Below are 17,131 nucleotides of genomic sequence, written 5' to 3' on the forward strand. Positions count from 1 at the left end.
TCAAAGATGATGAGGTTGATAGGTCCGGGGTGGAAGCGTGGCGACACGTGCAGCTGACGGATACTAATCGATCGAGGACTTAACCTATAAGAAAAGCGGAGACGACCGTTTAACCGCTGAGGCTGGACAAAGAAAAAATTGCACGGTTGATTGATGTACAATGTCTGTTTTATCCGGTTTTGAATGAACAAAATCATTCACATAGTCTGGTGGCGATAGCGAAGAGGTCACACCCGTTCCCATCCCGAACACGGAAGTTAAGCTCTTCAGCGCTGATGGTAGTGGGGGGCTTCCCCCTGTGAGAGTAAGACGTCGCCAGGCAAAGACCATTCCCTACGGGGGATGGTTTTTTTGTGTTCAAAATTCACTTTCCAAATATTGCTGACTTCCAAGGACCGATCTCCTAATTTTCGGGATGGCAGTGTTGTTGATCAAATTTAATTAATAAAGAAAAACATTATCATGAAAGTATTTCGAATGCTTACACGGAGGAGGTATGCCATAGTTATGCCCTTCGTACGTTAAGATACATTTTATACTGTGTTGCTATGAAGTTGTAAATGATGTGAGCTAAATATCGTCATATTATATTGCTCACTATTTTTAGTATGATGTCTGCGGTACAAATGCTGTATTGTGGGATAGATATACTTAATAGTCAGCGCTGTTCATTTATGTCTAATAGAATGAACCATTTTGTAGCAATTAATATTGAGTAAATAATATTATGCGTTTCTGTACCTATTTATGCGCTGTAATTTTGAAATAAGGGTTTTTGTATCCATTTATGCGCTGGAATTTTGAAATAAGGGTTTTTGTATCCATTTATGCGCTGTAATTTTGAAATATGCGTTTTTGTATCCATTTATGCGCTGTAATTTTGAAATATGCGTTTCTGTTCATTTATACGCTGGATGGAACTTTGTCTAATGCGTTTCGGTAGCAATTTATCCACGTGAGAGTTGTTTATGGGGTATTTTAATACTTTGGTATAAAAGGGAATCAGTAAGTCGTAGAAATGATAAAAACACGCATATCTCATGTGGGCGAGGGTAGAGATTGTATAAGAAGCCTAATAGGAGGCGTGTAAATTGAAGATGTTTTTCATTATATTCATCATTAATATTGTATACGTATCGCTTTTTACGGTTCGCATGATCCTTACTTTGAAAGGATATCGCTACATAGCCGCATTTGTCAGTATGGTTGAAGTTGTCATTTATATTGTAGGGTTAGGGCTTGTTTTGGATAATTTGAATGAAATCCAAAATGTTATCGCTTATGCATTGGGATTTGGGTTAGGAATTATTATCGGAACGAAGATAGAAGAGAAGTTGGCGCTTGGATATATTACGGTGAGTGTTATTACTGCAGTTGAAGATAAGGAAATGCCGAAGATTTTAAGAGAAAAAGGTTTTGGTGTGACAGATTGGTCTGCAAATGGGCTTCATGGGAAACGATCAGCGATGCAGATTTTGACTCCTCGGAAAGACGAATGGAAGTTGTATGAGTACAATTAAGGAAATTGATCCGAAAGCATTTGTCGTATCGCATGAACCGAAAACAATTCATGGCGGCTTTTGGGTGAAAACTGTGAGGAAAGGGAAACTGTTCAAATGAGTAAAAAGAAGAAAACGGTTTGGTTTGAAGTGCAGGAAAATGAAACAATAGAAGATTGCTTGAATCGAATGAAAGAAGAAGGATATACGCCGATGGGACGCAAAGAGGAGCCTTTATTTCAGAAAGTGGATGGCGAATACGTTCCAGTCCGGCAATTGATTAAGTTTAAAGGAGTTTTATTAGATAGTTAAATATACGAACGATGTCTGAATGTGCATTTCGCATTGTTCGTATTTTTATTGACGTCATGTAATTCTATTGTTAGAATGTAAGAAGAAAAGAAGCCCACATATATGTTAGGGAATTGGCCCTAACGTCTCTACCAAGACACCGTAAATGTCTGGACTATGCGGGAAAGCGAATTTTAGGATGGCGCCAATCGTTTCGAGAACGATGTTTTTGGCGTAATGTCATAATCCTTGAATGAACTGCTTTCCATGTATATGGAGAATAGTTCATTCAAGGATTTTTTTATTGAAAAGGAGCGGATTACCGGTGGAACTAAAAGTCGGTGTCATTATGGGAAGTACGAGCGATTGGGAAACGATGAGGCATGCTTGTGAAGTATTGGATGAATTGCAAGTGCCATATGAGAAGAAGGTTGTTTCGGCACATAGAACGCCTGATTTAATGTTTGCGTATGCGGAACAGGCGAGTGAGAGAGGCATTGAAGTAATCATTGCAGGAGCAGGTGGAGCAGCGCATTTGCCAGGGATGGTCGCTTCAAAAACGCTATTGCCTGTGATCGGCGTACCTGTTCAATCGAAAGCATTAAATGGCATGGATTCTTTGTTGTCTATCGTGCAAATGCCGGGCGGCGTTCCTGTGGCAACGATGGCGATTGGGAAAGCAGGGGCAGTGAATGCGGGGTTGTTGGCAGCACGTTTTTTAGCTGTGCAGGATCATGCATTGCAAGATCGGCTTGAACAACGGAGAGTGCAAATGAGTGAAGCTTCTATGAAAAGCAGTGGTGATTTGCAATGAAAACAATTTTGCCTGGGCAAACGATCGGAATTATCGGCGGCGGACAGCTTGGCAGGATGATGGCACTTGCTGCGAAAGAAGCGGGGTTGAAGATTGCCGTTTTGGATCCAGTGATGGATTCTCCATGCGGACAGGTGGCGGATATTCGCATCGTTGCTCAATACGATGACGAAGCTGCTTTGGAAGAATTGGGTGAGGTAAGCGATGTCATTACGTATGAATTTGAAAATATCGACTATGAAGGTTTGAAAAGAGTAACGGAAATTGCCTATGTTCCTCAAGGAGCTGAACTTGTCCGAATAACGCAGAACCGTATTCGTGAGAAAGCAGAAATCAATGCTTCGGGCGTGCCGGTTGCCAACTATGTTGCGGCGGAAACATTTGATGAGCTGAAAAACAAAATTGGCGAAGTCGGGTTTCCGTGCATTGTAAAAACAGCATTTGGCGGATATGACGGCAAGGGGCAGATGAAAATCGACTCTGAAAATGAACTGAATAAGGCAGAATCCTTATTTGACCATTCTGCATGCATTGCGGAGGCATTTGTACCTTTTGAAAAAGAGATTTCGGTTATTATTCAGCGGAATCCTTCAGGTCAGTCTTACTGCTTGCCAGTCGCAGAAAACATCCATAAAGACCATATTTTACATGAGTCAATCGTTCCGGCTCGGGTTGGTCGAAATGTATTGGAGGCCGCAGAGGGGGCTGCAAAGAAAATTGCGGATCATCTTAACTTAGTCGGGACATTGGCTGTTGAAATGTTTGTAATGAAAGACGGCTCGATTGTCATCAATGAATTGGCGCCGCGTCCTCATAATTCAGGTCACTACTCAATTGAGGCTTGTAATGTTTCCCAATTTCAGCAGCACATCCGTGCAATTTGCGGCTGGCCGCTTAGGAAGCCGAAATTATGGTCTCCTGCAGTGATGGTTAATGTTTTAGGGGAGCATGTTGCGCCGTTAAAGAAAGTGATCACGAACAAGGCTGATTGGTCCATCCATCTTTATGGAAAGGCGGAAGCGAAAGAAAAAAGAAAAATGGGCCACGTCACGATTTTAGGAGATCAACTTGATAGCGTATTAGAAGAAATTGATTCTATCGGTGTGTGGACGAAGTAACAACTTAAAGCACTGCAATATACTTTATAAATTCCATTTCAGGGGGCAAACGGATATGACAAAAGTAAATGTATATGTAACATTGCGTGAAAGTGTAGTAGATCCACAAGGGATTGCAACAAAGGATGCTTTGAACACATTGGGTTTTGATGAAGTGGAAAACGTAAGGATCGGCAAAATGATCCAGTTGAATATTGCAGGCGATCAACATGAAATTGAATCACGTGTAACAGAAATGTGTGACAAGCTGCTTGTGAATAAAGTAATTGAAAATTACCACTTTGAAATTGAGGAGGCTGCCGGGAAATGAAAATTGCCATTTTAAGTTTTCCTGGTTCGAGCTGTGATGTTGATTTATTGCAAGCGGTGAACAGAGTGGCAGGTGGAACAGCAGAAATCGTTTGGCATCATGATGCGGTGCTGAAAGATTTTGATGCGGTTCTCATTCCAACTGGTGCATCTTATGGCGATTATTTGCGTCCGGGCGCGCTTGCGCAAAGTTCAAGAGCGATTGAAGAGTTAAAGGGATTTGCACAGAACGGAAAAACGGTATTAGGAGTAGGAAATGGTTTTCAAATTTTAGTGGAAGCAGGTTTATTGCCGGGCGCATTTTTGAAAAACAAAAGCTTGAAGTTCAGAAGCGGGAAAACGGAGGTAATCGTTGAAAATGCTTCTACTATATTCACTTCAGAATACGAGATGGGGCAGCAAATTACATTGCCTTTCGCGCATGCATATGGCAATTATTTCGTAGATTTGCAAACTGTCCAAGAGTTGAAGAGAAATCATCGGATCGTGTTTTCATATGTAGATAGCAATACAAATGGCAGTACGGAATCAATTGCGGGCGTGTTAAATGAACGAGGCAATGTGCTTGGTATGATGCCTTTGCCCGAACGCGCGGTGGAAGAAATGATCGGTGGTATAGATGGTTTGCCTTTATTCCAATCAATTTTGAAAAGCGGGAGTGAATCGAATGTCAGTCATGCATGAACCTACAGCACAGCAGATCAAAGATGAGAAATTGTATCGCCAAATGGGTATGACGGATGAAGAGTTCAACCGTGCAGTAGATATGTTGGGCAGGCTGCCGAACTATACAGAAACCGGGCTATTTTCGGCAATGTGGTCTGAGCATTGTTCTTATAAAAGCTCGAAACCTGTGCTGCGCAAATTCCCTACGGAAGGCGAACGCGTTTTGCAAGGGCCTGGGGAAGGCGCCGGGATTGTTGATATTGGGGACAATATGGCTGCCGTATTTAAATTGGAATCGCATAATTCACCTTCTGCAATCGAGCCGTTCATCGGAGCTGCAACAGGAGCAGGCGGCATTATCCGGGATGTATTTTCCATGGGGGCTCGACCAGTCGCATTAGTCAATTCGATGCGCTTTGGAGATCTGTCTGAAGAGAGGGACCGTTATTTATTTGAAGAGGCGGTAGCTGGAATTGCGAGCTATGGCAATGTGATCGGGATTCCTACAATTGCAGGCGAAGTCCAATTCGATCAATGCTATTCGAAGAGGCCACTAGTCAATGCGATGGCGGTTGGCTTATTACGTCACGAAGATATTCAAAAAGGCGTTGCTTCGGGTGTTGGCAATACGGTGATGTATGTCGGGGCAAAAACGGGCCGTGATGGCATTCACGGTGCAACGATGTCTTCTTCGGAAGTAGCTGTCGATAAAGAGGAAGAATTGCCAGTCATGCAGGCGGGCGATCCATATCTCGAAAAGCTGCTAATGGAAGCTTGTCTCGAATTGGTGAAGTCAGATGCGCTTGTCGGCATTCAGGACATGGGCGCAGCGGGGTTAACATCCTCATCTGCTGAAATGGCATCGAAAGCTAACTTTGGCTTGGAAATGAATTTGGATCTTGTTCCGCAGCGTGAAGAGGGTATGACAGCGTACGAAATGATGTTGTCTGAATCTCAGGAACGTATGCTAGTCGTTGTGAAACGAGGCCGCGAGCAAGAGATCATTGATTTATTCACAAAATATGGTCTTGCAGCCGTTGCGATTGGGAAAGTGACGGATGATAAGATGCTCCGTTTATTCCATAAAGGTGAAATGGTAGCGGAAGTTTCAGCTAATGCATTGGCTGAAGATGCTCCGGTGTATTATAAAAAGTCAGAAGAACCGGCTTATTTCAAAGAATTTCAAGCGATTGAGAATGAAGAACCGTCTGTCAACGATTTGAAAGAGACATTGATGGACTTGCTGAAACGCCCGACAATTGCTTCGAAGGAATGGGTCTACAATCAATTCGATTCGCAAGCACGTTCCAATACGGTCGTTGCACCGGGTTCATCTGCAGGCATCATACGTATAAGCGGTACAAATAAAGGGCTAGCGATGACGGCAGATTGCAATTCGAGATATATCTACCTGGATCCGGAGACGGGTGGGAAAATTGCGGTTGCAGAAGCGGCACGCAACCTGGTTTGCTCTGGTGCAGAGCCGATTGCCGCAACGGATTGCTTGAATTTTGGAAGTCCTGACAAGCCGGAAGTATTTTGGCAAATTGAGAAGTCTGCGGACGGCATATCGGAAGCTTGCCGCATGTTAAATTCTCCAATTATCGGTGGAAATGTATCGATGTCTAATGAAGTAAACGGTGTTCCAGTTTACCCAACACCAACGATTGGCTTGGTCGGCATCGTCCATGATTTGTCTCACGTGACGACAACGTCATTCAAGCAAGCTGGAGATATCATTTACTTAATTGGCGAAACAGCTACTGAATTCGGCGGAAGTGAATTGCAGCAAATGATCGAAGGTCGAATTTTCGGCAAGGCGCCTGCGATTGACTTGGAAGTTGAGGTCGATAGACAGAAGTCATTGCTCCTTTCCATACAGAAAGGCTTAATCGCTTCTGCAACAGATCTTTCTGAAGGAGGGCTATCGACAGCGCTTTGTGAAAAAGCTTTCGGTGCAGAAGGCTTAGGAGCAAAAGTACGTATAACTGGTTCTGCTGTTACTGCATTATTTAGCGAAACGCAATCAAGGTTCTTAGTTACTGTCAAAGAAGAGCACGCAGAAGCATTTGAGGACATTACGAAAGATGCAGTGAAAATTGGAATTGTTACGAATGATCATCGGATTATTTTTGAAGGTGATGATGAATCCGTGTTAATTGACGGAACGGTGGAAGAGTTCCGCTCTGCTTGGAAAGGAGCTATTCCATGCTTGCTGAATTGCGAGGCTTAAACGAAGAATGCGGTGTGTTCGGCATTTGGGGGCATGATGAAGCCGCGCAAATTAGCTATTATGGTTTGCATGCCCTACAACATCGCGGTCAAGAGGGTGCAGGGATAGCGACGAAAAATGGAAAAGGCATGCATGTCCTTAAAGGAGAAGGGCTTGTCAACGAAGTGTTTTCCGGAGACGCGTTAAAAGGGTTGACCGGTCATACTGCAATTGGTCAAGTGCGCTATACGACAGAGGCGGGGCGTGGGATAGAAAACGTCCAGCCACTCGTCTTTCGCTCAACGACGGGCAGCATGGCAATTGCACATAATGGCAATTTAATCAATGCAAAAGAACTGAAGGAAAGCTTGGAGCAGCAAGGAAGCATTTTTCAGACGACATCTGATACGGAAGTGTTGGCGCATTTAATTAAGCGAAGCAGCCGTGGCTCGTTGACACAACGGGATCGTGTGAAGAAAGCTTTGTCAATGTTGAAAGGTGCGTTCGCTTTTGTCGTATTGACTGAAGAAGGATTGATGGTTGCACAGGATCCGAATGGATTGCGCCCTCTCTCCCTCGGTAAATTAGGGGATGCGTATGTCGTCTCCTCTGAAACTTGCGCGTTCGATCTTATTGGAGCAGAGACGATCCGGTCCATTGAACCTGGAGAACTGTTGACAATCAATAACAGCGGGCTGCACTCAGAACGTTTTGCACAACCGGGCGAGCGGGCGATCTGCTCTATGGAATACGTCTATTTCTCCCGTCCAGACTCGGATATTGATGGACTGAATATTCATATGGCGAGAAAACGTTGTGGAAAGCAGTTGGCGAGAGAGATAAAAATCGATGCAGATGTCGTAACCGGTGTGCCCGATTCAAGCATATCTGCAGCGATCGGTTTCTCGGAGGAAAGCGGCATTCCGTATGAATTAGGGTTGATTAAAAATAGATATGTCGGCAGAACATTCATTCAGCCGACACAGGCGATGCGTGAGAGAGGCGTGAAGATGAAGCTATCCCCGGTGCACCAAGTCGTCGAAGGAAAAAGAGTTGTCATGGTGGACGATTCAATTGTACGCGGTACGACTTCCAAAAGAATCGTTAAAATGCTGAAAGATGCAGGGGCGACGGAAGTGCATGTCGTGATCGCAGCACCTCCTTTAGTGAGTCCTTGTTTTTACGGGGTGGATATAAGCACGGATTCTGAACTAATTGCGACAGGCAGATCTGTTGATGAAGTGCGAGAATTGATCGGGGCTGATTCACTCACATTTCTTTCTGTTGAAGGGATGCTGCAAGCGATTGGACGGCCGGCAGAAATGAAAAATTGCGGTCAATGTCTGGCGTGTTTTACTGGAGAGTATCCAACTGAAATTTACGCGGACACCGTGTTGCCGCATGAAAAAGAACTTGGTCGATAGGAGGCCTAGACATGTCGAAAGCTTATGAGAAAGCGGGAGTCAATATAGAGGCTGGCTATGCGTCTGTAGAGCGGATGAAATCACATGTAGCAAGAACGGCACGTAAAGGAGTGGCTGGAGCCTTTGGCGGATTCGGAGGTATGTTTGACCTTTCGAGCCTTCATTATAAAGAGCCTGTTCTCATTTCAGGAACGGATGGAGTCGGCACGAAATTGAAATTAGCATTCATGGCGAATCGGCACGATACGATCGGCGTCGACTGTGTTGCGATGTGCGTCAATGATATTGTGGCGCAAGGGGCAGAACCACTCTATTTCTTGGATTATATTGCACTCGGCAAGGCAGTTCCCGAGAAAGTCGAATCAATTGTGAAAGGAATTGCGGATGGTTGCGTACAGGCAGGCGCTGCATTGATTGGCGGGGAAACTGCAGAAATGCCAGGACTGTATGATGTCAACGAATATGACCTTGCAGGATTTGCTGTTGGAGCATGTGAAAAAAGTAAGGTGATCACTGGCGAGAAAACGGTCAATGGTGATGTGTTAATTGGGATTGCTTCAAGTGGCATTCATTCCAATGGATACTCTTTAGTCCGAAAAATTATTTTGGAAGATGCGGGTTATGGGATTGATGATGTGATTGAAGGATTTGAATCGATAGGAACAGTTGGGGAAGTGTTGTTGACGCCAACAAAAATTTATGCGAAGCCTGCTATGCAAATACATGAAGAGCTGAATGTCCATTCGATGGGCCATATTACTGGCGGTGGATTTTACGAAAATTTGCCAAGGATGTTGCCTGAAGGTGTAGGCGTTGAAATCGAATTGCATACATGGCCAGTTTTACCGGTGTTTCACATGTTAAAAGCAATAGGCGAGTTGGCGGACAAAGACTTGTACAGCGTTTTCAATATGGGGATCGGCTTTGTGATCGCATTGCCAGCTGCTGAAGCGGATCGTGCCATACAGATTGTAGAAGAGCATGGAGAGAAAGCATATAAAATCGGTAAGGTCGTTAATGGTGCTGGTGTTCGGTTTGTCGGTGAGCATGATGGGAGCTTGCAGGAGTAATGGGAAAAACGAAGATTGCTGTCTTTGCGTCAGGAAGTGGAAGTAATTTCGAAGCAATTGCACAGGCGTGTCGCAGTGGTGAATTACTCGCTGAAATCGTTGTCGTCATTACAGATCGGCCAGCTGCTTACGTAGTTGAGCGTGCGAAAGAGATGAATATCCCTGTTGCCGCATACGAGGCAAAGGCTTTTCGTTCCAAGGAAGCGTTTGAAAAAGCGATAGTCGAGCGTTTAACAGATGATGGTGTTGAATGGCTTGTTTTGGCAGGATATATGCGATTAATTGGACCGACTTTATTGAACGCATTCCCGTCACGTATTGTGAACATTCACCCATCACTGTTACCGGCATTTCCAGGAAAAGACGCGATTGGCCAAGCAATTGCACACGGCGTGAAAGTGACAGGTGTTACAGTTCACTTAGTGGATGAAGGAATGGATACAGGTCCAATCTTAGCGCAGCAAGCGGTAGCTGTAGTTCATAATGATTTGGAGAAAACAGCACAATCAATACATGAAGTGGAGCATGTTTTGTACAAAGAAACATTACAGCAGTTGTTTAAACCAATTTACACAACGTCAGAGAGTCAAAAGTGAAATGGATATCGGAGGGTTTATTCGTGAAAAAACGTGCATTGTTAAGCGTGTCGGATAAAAATGGGCTTTTGCCGTTCGCACAAGAACTCGAATCATTAGGATATGAAATTTTGTCGACCGGCGGAACGATGAAGCATTTGAAGGAGAATGGGGTCGCTGTTACAGCTGTTGACGAAGTGACAGGCTTTCCTGAGATTATGGAAGGCAGGGTGAAAACATTGAACCCGATGATTCACGGCGGGCTTCTTGCTAAGCAAGATGACCCTGTCCATAAAGCGCAAATGGAAGTGCACGGAATCCAGCCGATTGATATCGTCTGTGTGAACTTATATCCGTTTAAAGAAACAATCTCTAAGCGTGATGTTTCAGAAGAGGAAGCGATTGAAAATATCGACATCGGTGGCCCGGCAATGCTACGTGCCTCTGCCAAAAATTATAACTATGTGACGGTTATTGTAGATGCTACAGATTACGGCTATGTTTTAGGCGAATTAAAAACAGAAGGCCAAACTTCTATAGAGACACGTCGTAAACTTGCAGCAAAGGTGTTTCGTCATACTGCGGCGTATGATGCGTTCGTGTCAGGCTATTTAACGGATTTGGCTGGAGAAGAATTCCCTGAACAGCTGACATTTACATACGAACTGAAACAGCCGTTGCGTTATGGGGAAAACCCTCACCAGCATGCTGCATTTTACAGTCGGCCGCTCAGTTCAGATTTCTCGATTGCCTATGCGGAACAATTGCACGGCAAAGAGCTATCTTACAACAACATTCAAGATGCCAATGCAGCAATCCAAATTGTAAAGGAATTCGAAAAACCAGCAGCAGTTGCTGTGAAACATATGAATCCTTGTGGCGTTGGCATTGGCGAAACGTTGAAGGAAGCATTCGACAAAGCTCATGAAGCAGATCCAGTTTCCATTTTCGGCGGCATTATCGCTTTAAATCGCGAAGTAGATGAAGCAACAGCGGAAAAGCTATCCGAAATTTTCCTGGAAATTATTATTGCTCCCGCGTTTACAGAACAAGCAATAGAGTTGTTGACGAAAAAGAAAAACATTCGTCTATTAACGATTCCTTTCGATCAGCATAAAAAGGATAAATGGAATGTCGTTTCTGTTGAAGGCGGTTTGCTCATTCAAGAGCCGGACACTTACGGATACAAAGATGCAGATATTCGTGTTGTCACAGAACGTCAACCTACAGAACAAGAGTGGGAAGCTTTGAAGTTAGGATGGGCTGTCGTGAAACACGTTAAATCTAACGCGATTGCAGTAACGGACAGTCAAATGACGTTAGGAGTCGGTGCAGGTCAGATGAACCGTGTCGGTGCTGCACGTATAGCTTTATCACAAGCAGGAGAACGTGCAAAGGGAGCAGCGCTGTCTTCGGATGCGTTTTTCCCGATGGATGACACAGTGGAAGCAGCCCATCAGGCAGGCATTACAGCGATTATTCAACCAGGTGGCTCTGTGAAAGATGAGGATTCTATAAAAAAAGCAAATGAATACGGAATTGCCATGGTATTTACAGGCGTCCGCCATTTCAAACATTGAGGTTTTTAGGGGAAGGAGATCGAAATGAAAATACTTGTCATCGGCAGCGGCGGCCGTGAGCATGCAATCGCCCGGCAATTCAAAAACTCGGCATCCGTAACGAAAGTGTTTGTTGCACCTGGCAATGATGGTATGAGAGAGGATGCGGAATGTGTCTCAATTGAAGCTTCGGATTTTGAAAGGCTTGCCAATTTTGCGGTCGAACAATCGATAGACCTAACATTTGTTGGGCCTGAACAGCCGCTATCAGATGGTATAGTTGATTATTTTTCTGAACGAGGCTTGCGAATTTTTGGCCCTACGAAAGCAGCTGCTCGTATAGAAGGCAGCAAGGCATTTGCCAAAGATTTGATGAAAAAATATAGCATCCCGACTGCAGCCTATGGCACGTTCACTGATGCAGAAGAGGCGAAGGCATTTATACGAACGCAAGGTGCACCGATCGTCGTCAAGGCAGACGGATTGGCTGCAGGCAAAGGCGTCGTTGTCGCAATGACGGTAGATGAGGCGCTTAATGCAGTTGATGAACTGATTGGCAATGAAAGATTCGGACAGTCTTCATCCCGCGTTGTCATTGAAGAATTTCTTGATGGGGAAGAATTCTCTTATATGTCGTTCGTCCATGATGGACAAATATATCCTATGGTCATCGCGCAAGATCATAAGCGGGCTTTTGACGGGGATAAAGGGCCAAATACGGGCGGAATGGGCGCCTATTCGCCGGTCCCTCAAATTTCCGATGAAGTTGTGCAGAAGGCTTATGACACAGTCGTTGTCCCAACTGTCCGTGCAATGGAAGCGGAAGATGCACCGTTCACAGGAATCCTTTACGCCGGGCTTATTTTAACCGAAGATGGACCGAAAGTGATTGAATTCAATGCACGCTTCGGTGACCCTGAAACACAAGTTGTTTTACCACGTATGGCATCTGATTTTGGTGAATTCATGATGGCGCTCATGGATAAAAAACCATATGAATTGAAGTGGCATGATGAAGCGATAGTCGGCGTTGTCATCGCTTCAGACGGCTACCCGGGGAATGTGGAGAAAGGTACGCAATTGCCTGATCTTACGCTTATCGATGATCTTGAGATCTTCCATGCAGGAACAAAACTTATAGATGTCTCGGCTCAGCGATATGTTGGCAATGGCGGTCGTATACTGCTATGTTCAGCAAAGGCTGAAACATTGCAAGAAGCGCAAAAAATCGTTTATAGCAAATTGAATAGTATGCAATGGAATGGATTTTTCTATCGGACGGATATCGGTTGGCGAACGCTATAATCGGAAAATTGACCAGACAAAACTGTAGGAATGGTCTCCAAATGTTGAAAAATGCTTGCAAATTTTTTTAACTCTACTGGAAAGGGAGACAGAAGGACTTATAAGCCTTGGTCTGCCTTTCACTTGGCAAGCGTTGTAAGTAAAGCGCAGAAACATTTATCTAATAGCGGTAAACTTTAAAATAATGAGGATGGAACAATTTTAGTATTGCCTTTTTCAATGGTCTGTCCTATCCTCTTTTGAGACTACACGAAACAAAGTGTAGTCTCTTTCATTATTCAATCGCTCCTGTACTTTTCAAATCAACTTTCAATGTAACATTAAATTCTATTTCTGGATAAATTCGATCCCATTCTTCGATCATGCCTTCATATGACAATCTTGTCGCACGATAGCGCAAACCGAATCCGAATGGATCAACGTCATTTTCCTGCAATTTAGTTAACAATTCCATTACTTTCTTTTTCATCTCAATAGCGGAAATTTCATCGTATTTTTTTAAATGTTTTAAGCTTAAACGCTTATTGGACTCTCCGATGACACCGAATTTCGTTATAGTCATATCAATACGTGGGGGAACACCTTCGTCGAGGATAATATTATATTTCATTTTCACTGTGTCGATGTTCAAAATTAAGATCAAACCATCCTCTTTTATTTTATAACTAAAGCCTCTTGCTTTGTTCATAAGTGAGTTGAAATATTTTGTTTCAACCGAGTTCAATTCAACCGGTTGTGTATTACGTTTAAGGATGATCGATTTATGGATTACGAATTCGGTACCATTTTCATCAATTTCGACTATGGGCAATATCGTATCTTTCCCTTTACCAAGAACTTCACGCCTGAATTCGAACAGAAATGTCGTAATCACGTAAGGACTTTCTGTTCCTGTATTATCAAAGTAGTTAGACAAAGCAATCGATGCTGGTGTTTCAGCTACCGGTTCAAAAGTTATTATTTCTTCAGCAGTGGATTCGGCGACGGCAACGTAAGAAATCAACTGAATATCTCCTCGCCGTGTGAAAAAATCCATAAACGTATCTAAATCCTTGGAAAGCAAATCCTTATTTATCATAATAATTCTGTTATGGGCAAAATCCACTACTTTGTCGATATGTGTTTCCATCGATCGTATAGCTTCCGCCACTGACTCGGAATCATGCGACAAATACACATATGTTGGTTCAGTGGCTTCTTTAACGTTGCCGACAGGCTTGGCTAATTTCAATGTCACCTTAAAACCGTTTTCTATCTTTTCAGAGGGATCTATGCCAATTCCAACTACAAACATCCTTTTGTCGATATCTTTAAACGCACATCCTGTTAGTAAAAGCAAGGAAATAATAGTTGAAATAGAAATAAAAGACTTTATTATTTTTGGCTTTTTGGACATTTTGTTGCTGCCCCTCTCCTCTTAGCTAACAGCAGACTGCCGAAAAGTAGAAAAAGTATAATTGGCAATAAGATATCATCAAATAATGCGGCGGACCGAAAAAGATCATTTATTGTAATTCTTCTTGTCAAAATGAATGCGATAATCCAAAAGATAGAGATGAAAATTGGAAAAGTTAAATTAACCGATCTAACTTTGAATCGATTAAAATGAATGACGCTCGACAGTAAGTGAATGGACACATGCCAAATTATTGTTATGTTAATGACACCTAAGGCCAAAAAAGCACCGACGAAAAAAAAGACGATTCTTTCAACAATTCCAAACTTCATACGCATAGAGTCACTTGTCGTTATCCATGGGAACACTACATTCTCAAGAGAGTCAAAGCCTCCAAAGCCGAGTGGCAGGAAATAGGTTGTAAGCAAGATGTATGTGCAAATAAATGATAACAGCACCATGCTTTTACCTGAAGGTTTTTTCAGTTTCGCAAAACAACGATTGAAAATGACTAAGTTAGCCGCCCCTAAAACGATGAAAAGCGATGTGGAAAAAGACGTGTAATTTGGCAAATGGTTAATATGCATGATGGCAACACGTATATAATCCCAGTCTAGGTTCGGACTAAAATAGCCTTTAATTTGAACGAAAAGAATAAATGGGACGACGATTAGAAGAATGATTTCAGACATATATAATATGTTTCGGGAAGCCATGAAAATACCAAACGTAGTGACAAGAACAAAAGCTAAAATAATTGTGTAAATCGACATTTCAGGCGTCAAGAAACGAAAGATGATTGCCGCGTATATAATAAGGATTGAGAGTCCTACAAAATACCATGTTAATGAGAAAAAAAGAAGCAGGGGTGTTGCAATCCATTTTGGTGTATTCTTCTTCAATATTTCAGGCAATCCTTGCTCCGGGAAAAAACTGAATAACCTGACGAGATAATAGGTCAGCACCATCCCGATAATTAGGGCAGGAATGAGTGCAGCCACTGAACCCGTTTTATTTCCAGCTATTAGGAATCTTGGGGTAATGGCAACCATATTCGTGAGCATATTAATCAAAATTAAATAATATAGGAAACGGCTCATCTATTGTCCATCCTTAATTCCTCATTTTTATTCATCCATGGAATTCGTAAATAAGGGACGCCAAAGCTTTCTTTATTTGCTAAAATCATAACGATACCGATTAATCCAATTAATAACCCGACCATCCCAAATAATGTAGTGTAAATAAGCAGGGCGAGCCTAATAATTCGCATTGCAAAACTCATCTCGTTAATTGGAATTACAAATGTGGAAATTGCAACCGCAGATATAACGATAATCATGATCGTTGAGGTAAGAGCAGCCTCTGTTGCCGCTGTTCCTAAAATTAGCCCGCCAACAGTAGTTGCTGTGGCACTAACGGCTTTTGGCAATCGCATACTTGCCTCGGTTAATAATTCCATGAAAAATAGCATAAAAAGAACCTCGATAAAGGACGGGTAAGGTACACCGATCCTTCCTCCAGCGACGGTGAGTGCAAGCTCGATTCTTAGAATGTCAGGATTATAAGAGGTCATGGCAACATATAAACTGGGAAGAAAAATACAAATAAACATCCCGATATATCTTAATAAAATGGTGAAGCTTGTTATACCGAAGACGTGATAATTATCTTCCATCGAAGACATGAAATCGAAAAAAATGGCAGGTGCAATAATGACATTTGGGCTTCCATCAATTGCAATGATGACCTTGCCTCCGTTTAAATTGTAAACAATTCGATCAGGTCGCTCTGTGATCAATGTTGAAGGAAAGAGATTCCTTTTTCCATTATTGATGAGGTGTTGGAGATCACCAGCAGATTGGAATAAAGGGGCGTCAATCTCTTGAATTCGATCTCTCACTCTTTTCACGATGTCTGGGTCAGCTCGATCGTTATCATATAGCAAAGTTACTGCTCTGTTTGTTTGATCAGCCGGGATGATGTCTTCAATTTTTAAAGAAGATTTATGGTAACGCTGCCGAATTAAGTTAATAGTTACTTCAAGATTTTCACTTAATGCTAACTGAGGTCCATGGATAGTAGGTTCCAACATCGTGTCTTGCACATCACTATTTTGTACGAGACGAAGATCCAGTAAAAACATGTTCTCTTCAATTACGATCAATATATATCCAGCGCTTAACATTAAAAGCAATTTATTTTTATAGGGCACATCATATTGATTTGGCAAGGATTGTATATAGGATGTAAAGCTTTCCTCTGAGGACATTTCAAAAAATGGTCTAATAACTGTTTGCTGAAGTTTATCCCCATCGACAACTGATTTCAAATAGAAGAGGAAGGCAAATTGACCTTTAATTTGCAGCTGTGTTTGAACAAGATCATCCGAATGTACAAAATCTTTCTTTAATTCATCGAATAAAGGAGGGGCTTTTTTCTCAGTCATTTGCAACTCTCCCTTCATAAGAAATTTTAAAAATAGTTGCCCATAGCGTTCCCGAATTAAATGTAAAAGATACATGAATAATGTATCCCAGACTGTAGACAAAGTATCATTTTACTTTGTCTGCAGTCTTTTTAAGGTTTTTAGTCATGGAATAAGCGTTTGCCCAGCTTGGCTTGAAAACGCTTGTCACGTGGAAGGCAGTCTAAGTTCGCGACGTCCGCAGTGCCTTAATTTCCGCAAAGGGCGCGTAAATACGGCAAATCGAACCCTTCGCCGTTCGATTGACTGCATGACCTGCATCGTGCAGGCCCGCGCGAAGTCGAGCGAAGACCCGAATAGAACTTAAGGTTCATGAGGGGACGAGCGAAGGAAAGGCAACCTATTTATGCTGTCGTAAAGGTGCCTTAATTTCTGCAAAGGTCGCAGAAATACGGCAAATCGAAC

At 42.8% G+C, this 17,131-nt stretch carries 14 protein-coding genes, 2 rRNA genes, 1 pseudogene and 1 riboswitch; of the genes and pseudogenes, 14 read left to right on the top strand and 3 right to left on the bottom strand.

Annotated elements, in window-relative coordinates; translation table 11 throughout:
• From WFH04_RS01000 to purD, 14 genes and pseudogenes are all read left to right on the top strand, one after another.
• Positions 1-87 (top strand): 23S ribosomal RNA (locus WFH04_RS01000); the annotation flags it as partial.
• A gap of 118 nt (positions 88-205) precedes the next feature.
• A 5S ribosomal RNA gene (rrf, locus tag WFH04_RS01005) occupies positions 206-321 on the top strand.
• A gap of 776 nt (positions 322-1,097) precedes the next feature.
• Positions 1,098-1,620 (top strand): annotated as a pseudogene (locus WFH04_RS01010) (DUF2179 domain-containing protein).
• The gene (locus tag WFH04_RS01015; RefSeq protein ID WP_336822186.1) at positions 1,617-1,811 is read left to right on the top strand and encodes an NETI motif-containing protein; all 195 of its coding nucleotides are present in this window, start codon (positions 1,617-1,619) and stop codon (positions 1,809-1,811) included. The pseudogene WFH04_RS01010 and the gene WFH04_RS01015 overlap by 4 nt, the downstream one beginning before the upstream one ends.
• A 76-nt stretch (positions 1,812-1,887) precedes the next feature.
• Positions 1,888-1,988: riboswitch (purine riboswitch) on the top strand.
• 127 nt (positions 1,989-2,115) lie between these two features.
• Entirely contained in the window at positions 2,116-2,604 is a 489-nt protein-coding gene (purE, locus tag WFH04_RS01020) for a 5-(carboxyamino)imidazole ribonucleotide mutase (RefSeq protein WP_336822187.1), read from the top strand.
• Positions 2,601-3,722: a 5-(carboxyamino)imidazole ribonucleotide synthase gene (purK, locus tag WFH04_RS01025; RefSeq protein ID WP_336822188.1), complete on the top strand. Its 1,122-nt coding sequence runs from the start codon at positions 2,601-2,603 to the stop codon at positions 3,720-3,722. Before purE ends, purK begins: the two co-directional genes overlap by 4 nt.
• 55 nt (positions 3,723-3,777) lie before the next feature.
• Positions 3,778-4,032: a phosphoribosylformylglycinamidine synthase subunit PurS gene (gene purS / locus WFH04_RS01030; protein WP_336822189.1), complete on the top strand. Its 255-nt coding sequence runs from the start codon at positions 3,778-3,780 to the stop codon at positions 4,030-4,032.
• On the top strand, positions 4,029-4,715 hold the full coding sequence (gene purQ / locus WFH04_RS01035; RefSeq protein WP_336822190.1) for a phosphoribosylformylglycinamidine synthase subunit PurQ: 687 nt from the start codon (positions 4,029-4,031) through the stop codon (positions 4,713-4,715). Before purS ends, purQ begins: the two co-directional genes overlap by 4 nt.
• On the top strand, positions 4,699-6,930 hold the full coding sequence (gene purL, locus WFH04_RS01040) for a phosphoribosylformylglycinamidine synthase subunit PurL (RefSeq protein WP_336822191.1): 2,232 nt from the start codon (positions 4,699-4,701) through the stop codon (positions 6,928-6,930). Before purQ ends, purL begins: the two co-directional genes overlap by 17 nt.
• On the top strand, positions 6,906-8,333 hold the full coding sequence (gene purF, locus WFH04_RS01045) for an amidophosphoribosyltransferase (RefSeq protein WP_336822192.1): 1,428 nt from the start codon (positions 6,906-6,908) through the stop codon (positions 8,331-8,333). Before purL ends, purF begins: the two co-directional genes overlap by 25 nt.
• Before the next feature lie 11 nt (positions 8,334-8,344).
• Complete coding sequence (gene purM / locus WFH04_RS01050) at positions 8,345-9,403, top strand: phosphoribosylformylglycinamidine cyclo-ligase (RefSeq protein ID WP_336822193.1); 1,059 nt, start codon at positions 8,345-8,347, stop codon at positions 9,401-9,403.
• Positions 9,403-9,999 (top strand): phosphoribosylglycinamide formyltransferase, encoded by a 597-nt coding sequence (purN, locus tag WFH04_RS01055; RefSeq protein ID WP_336822194.1) that lies wholly within the window; start codon positions 9,403-9,405, stop codon positions 9,997-9,999. Before purM ends, purN begins: the two co-directional genes overlap by 1 nt.
• Positions 10,000-10,022: 23 nt before the next feature.
• Positions 10,023-11,558, top strand: a complete 1,536-nt coding sequence (gene purH / locus WFH04_RS01060) for a bifunctional phosphoribosylaminoimidazolecarboxamide formyltransferase/IMP cyclohydrolase (RefSeq protein WP_336822195.1) — start codon at positions 10,023-10,025, stop codon at positions 11,556-11,558.
• 24 nt (positions 11,559-11,582) lie between these two features.
• Complete coding sequence (purD, locus tag WFH04_RS01065) at positions 11,583-12,842, top strand: phosphoribosylamine--glycine ligase (protein WP_336822196.1); 1,260 nt, start codon at positions 11,583-11,585, stop codon at positions 12,840-12,842.
• A 274-nt stretch (positions 12,843-13,116) separates the two neighbouring features.
• On the opposite strand, the gene WFH04_RS01070 is transcribed toward purD, so the two are convergent.
• Genes WFH04_RS01070 through WFH04_RS01080 form a run of 3 tightly spaced genes read right to left on the bottom strand, consistent with a single transcriptional unit; the run spans position 13,117 to position 16,687 of the window.
• A complete protein-coding gene (locus tag WFH04_RS01070; RefSeq protein ID WP_336822197.1) occupies positions 13,117-14,238 on the bottom strand; it encodes a Ger(x)C family spore germination protein in 1,122 nt (373 codons plus the stop codon).
• On the bottom strand, positions 14,217-15,338 hold the full coding sequence (locus WFH04_RS01075) for a GerAB/ArcD/ProY family transporter (RefSeq protein ID WP_336822198.1): 1,122 nt from the start codon (positions 15,336-15,338) through the stop codon (positions 14,217-14,219). Before WFH04_RS01075 ends, WFH04_RS01070 begins: the two co-directional genes overlap by 22 nt.
• Entirely contained in the window at positions 15,335-16,687 is a 1,353-nt protein-coding gene (locus tag WFH04_RS01080) for a spore germination protein (protein WP_336822199.1), read from the bottom strand. Before WFH04_RS01080 ends, WFH04_RS01075 begins: the two co-directional genes overlap by 4 nt.
• Positions 16,688-17,131: the final 444 nt, after the last annotated feature.

Origin of the sequence: Sporosarcina sp. USHLN248 (assembly GCF_037144575.1) — a bacterium.
GTDB lineage: Bacteria > Bacillota > Bacilli > Bacillales_A > Planococcaceae > Sporosarcina > Sporosarcina contaminans.

Coding starts and splice junctions, on each gene's coding strand:
- purK (WP_336822188.1), top strand. CDS start 2,601: ATGAAAACAATTTTGCCTGGGCAAACGATCGGAATTATCGGCGGCGGA.
- purF (WP_336822192.1), top strand. CDS start 6,906: ATGCTTGCTGAATTGCGAGGCTTAAACGAAGAATGCGGTGTGTTCGGC.
- purQ (WP_336822190.1), top strand. CDS start 4,029: ATGAAAATTGCCATTTTAAGTTTTCCTGGTTCGAGCTGTGATGTTGAT.
- purS (WP_336822189.1), top strand. CDS start 3,778: ATGACAAAAGTAAATGTATATGTAACATTGCGTGAAAGTGTAGTAGAT.
- WFH04_RS01075 (WP_336822198.1), bottom strand. CDS start 15,338: ATGAGCCGTTTCCTATATTATTTAATTTTGATTAATATGCTCACGAAT.
- WFH04_RS01080 (WP_336822199.1), bottom strand. CDS start 16,687: ATGACTGAGAAAAAAGCCCCTCCTTTATTCGATGAATTAAAGAAAGAT.
- purN (WP_336822194.1), top strand. CDS start 9,403: ATGGGAAAAACGAAGATTGCTGTCTTTGCGTCAGGAAGTGGAAGTAAT.
- purM (WP_336822193.1), top strand. CDS start 8,345: ATGTCGAAAGCTTATGAGAAAGCGGGAGTCAATATAGAGGCTGGCTAT.
- WFH04_RS01015 (WP_336822186.1), top strand. CDS start 1,617: ATGAGTAAAAAGAAGAAAACGGTTTGGTTTGAAGTGCAGGAAAATGAA.
- purL (WP_336822191.1), top strand. CDS start 4,699: ATGTCAGTCATGCATGAACCTACAGCACAGCAGATCAAAGATGAGAAA.
- WFH04_RS01070 (WP_336822197.1), bottom strand. CDS start 14,238: ATGTCCAAAAAGCCAAAAATAATAAAGTCTTTTATTTCTATTTCAACT.
- purD (WP_336822196.1), top strand. CDS start 11,583: ATGAAAATACTTGTCATCGGCAGCGGCGGCCGTGAGCATGCAATCGCC.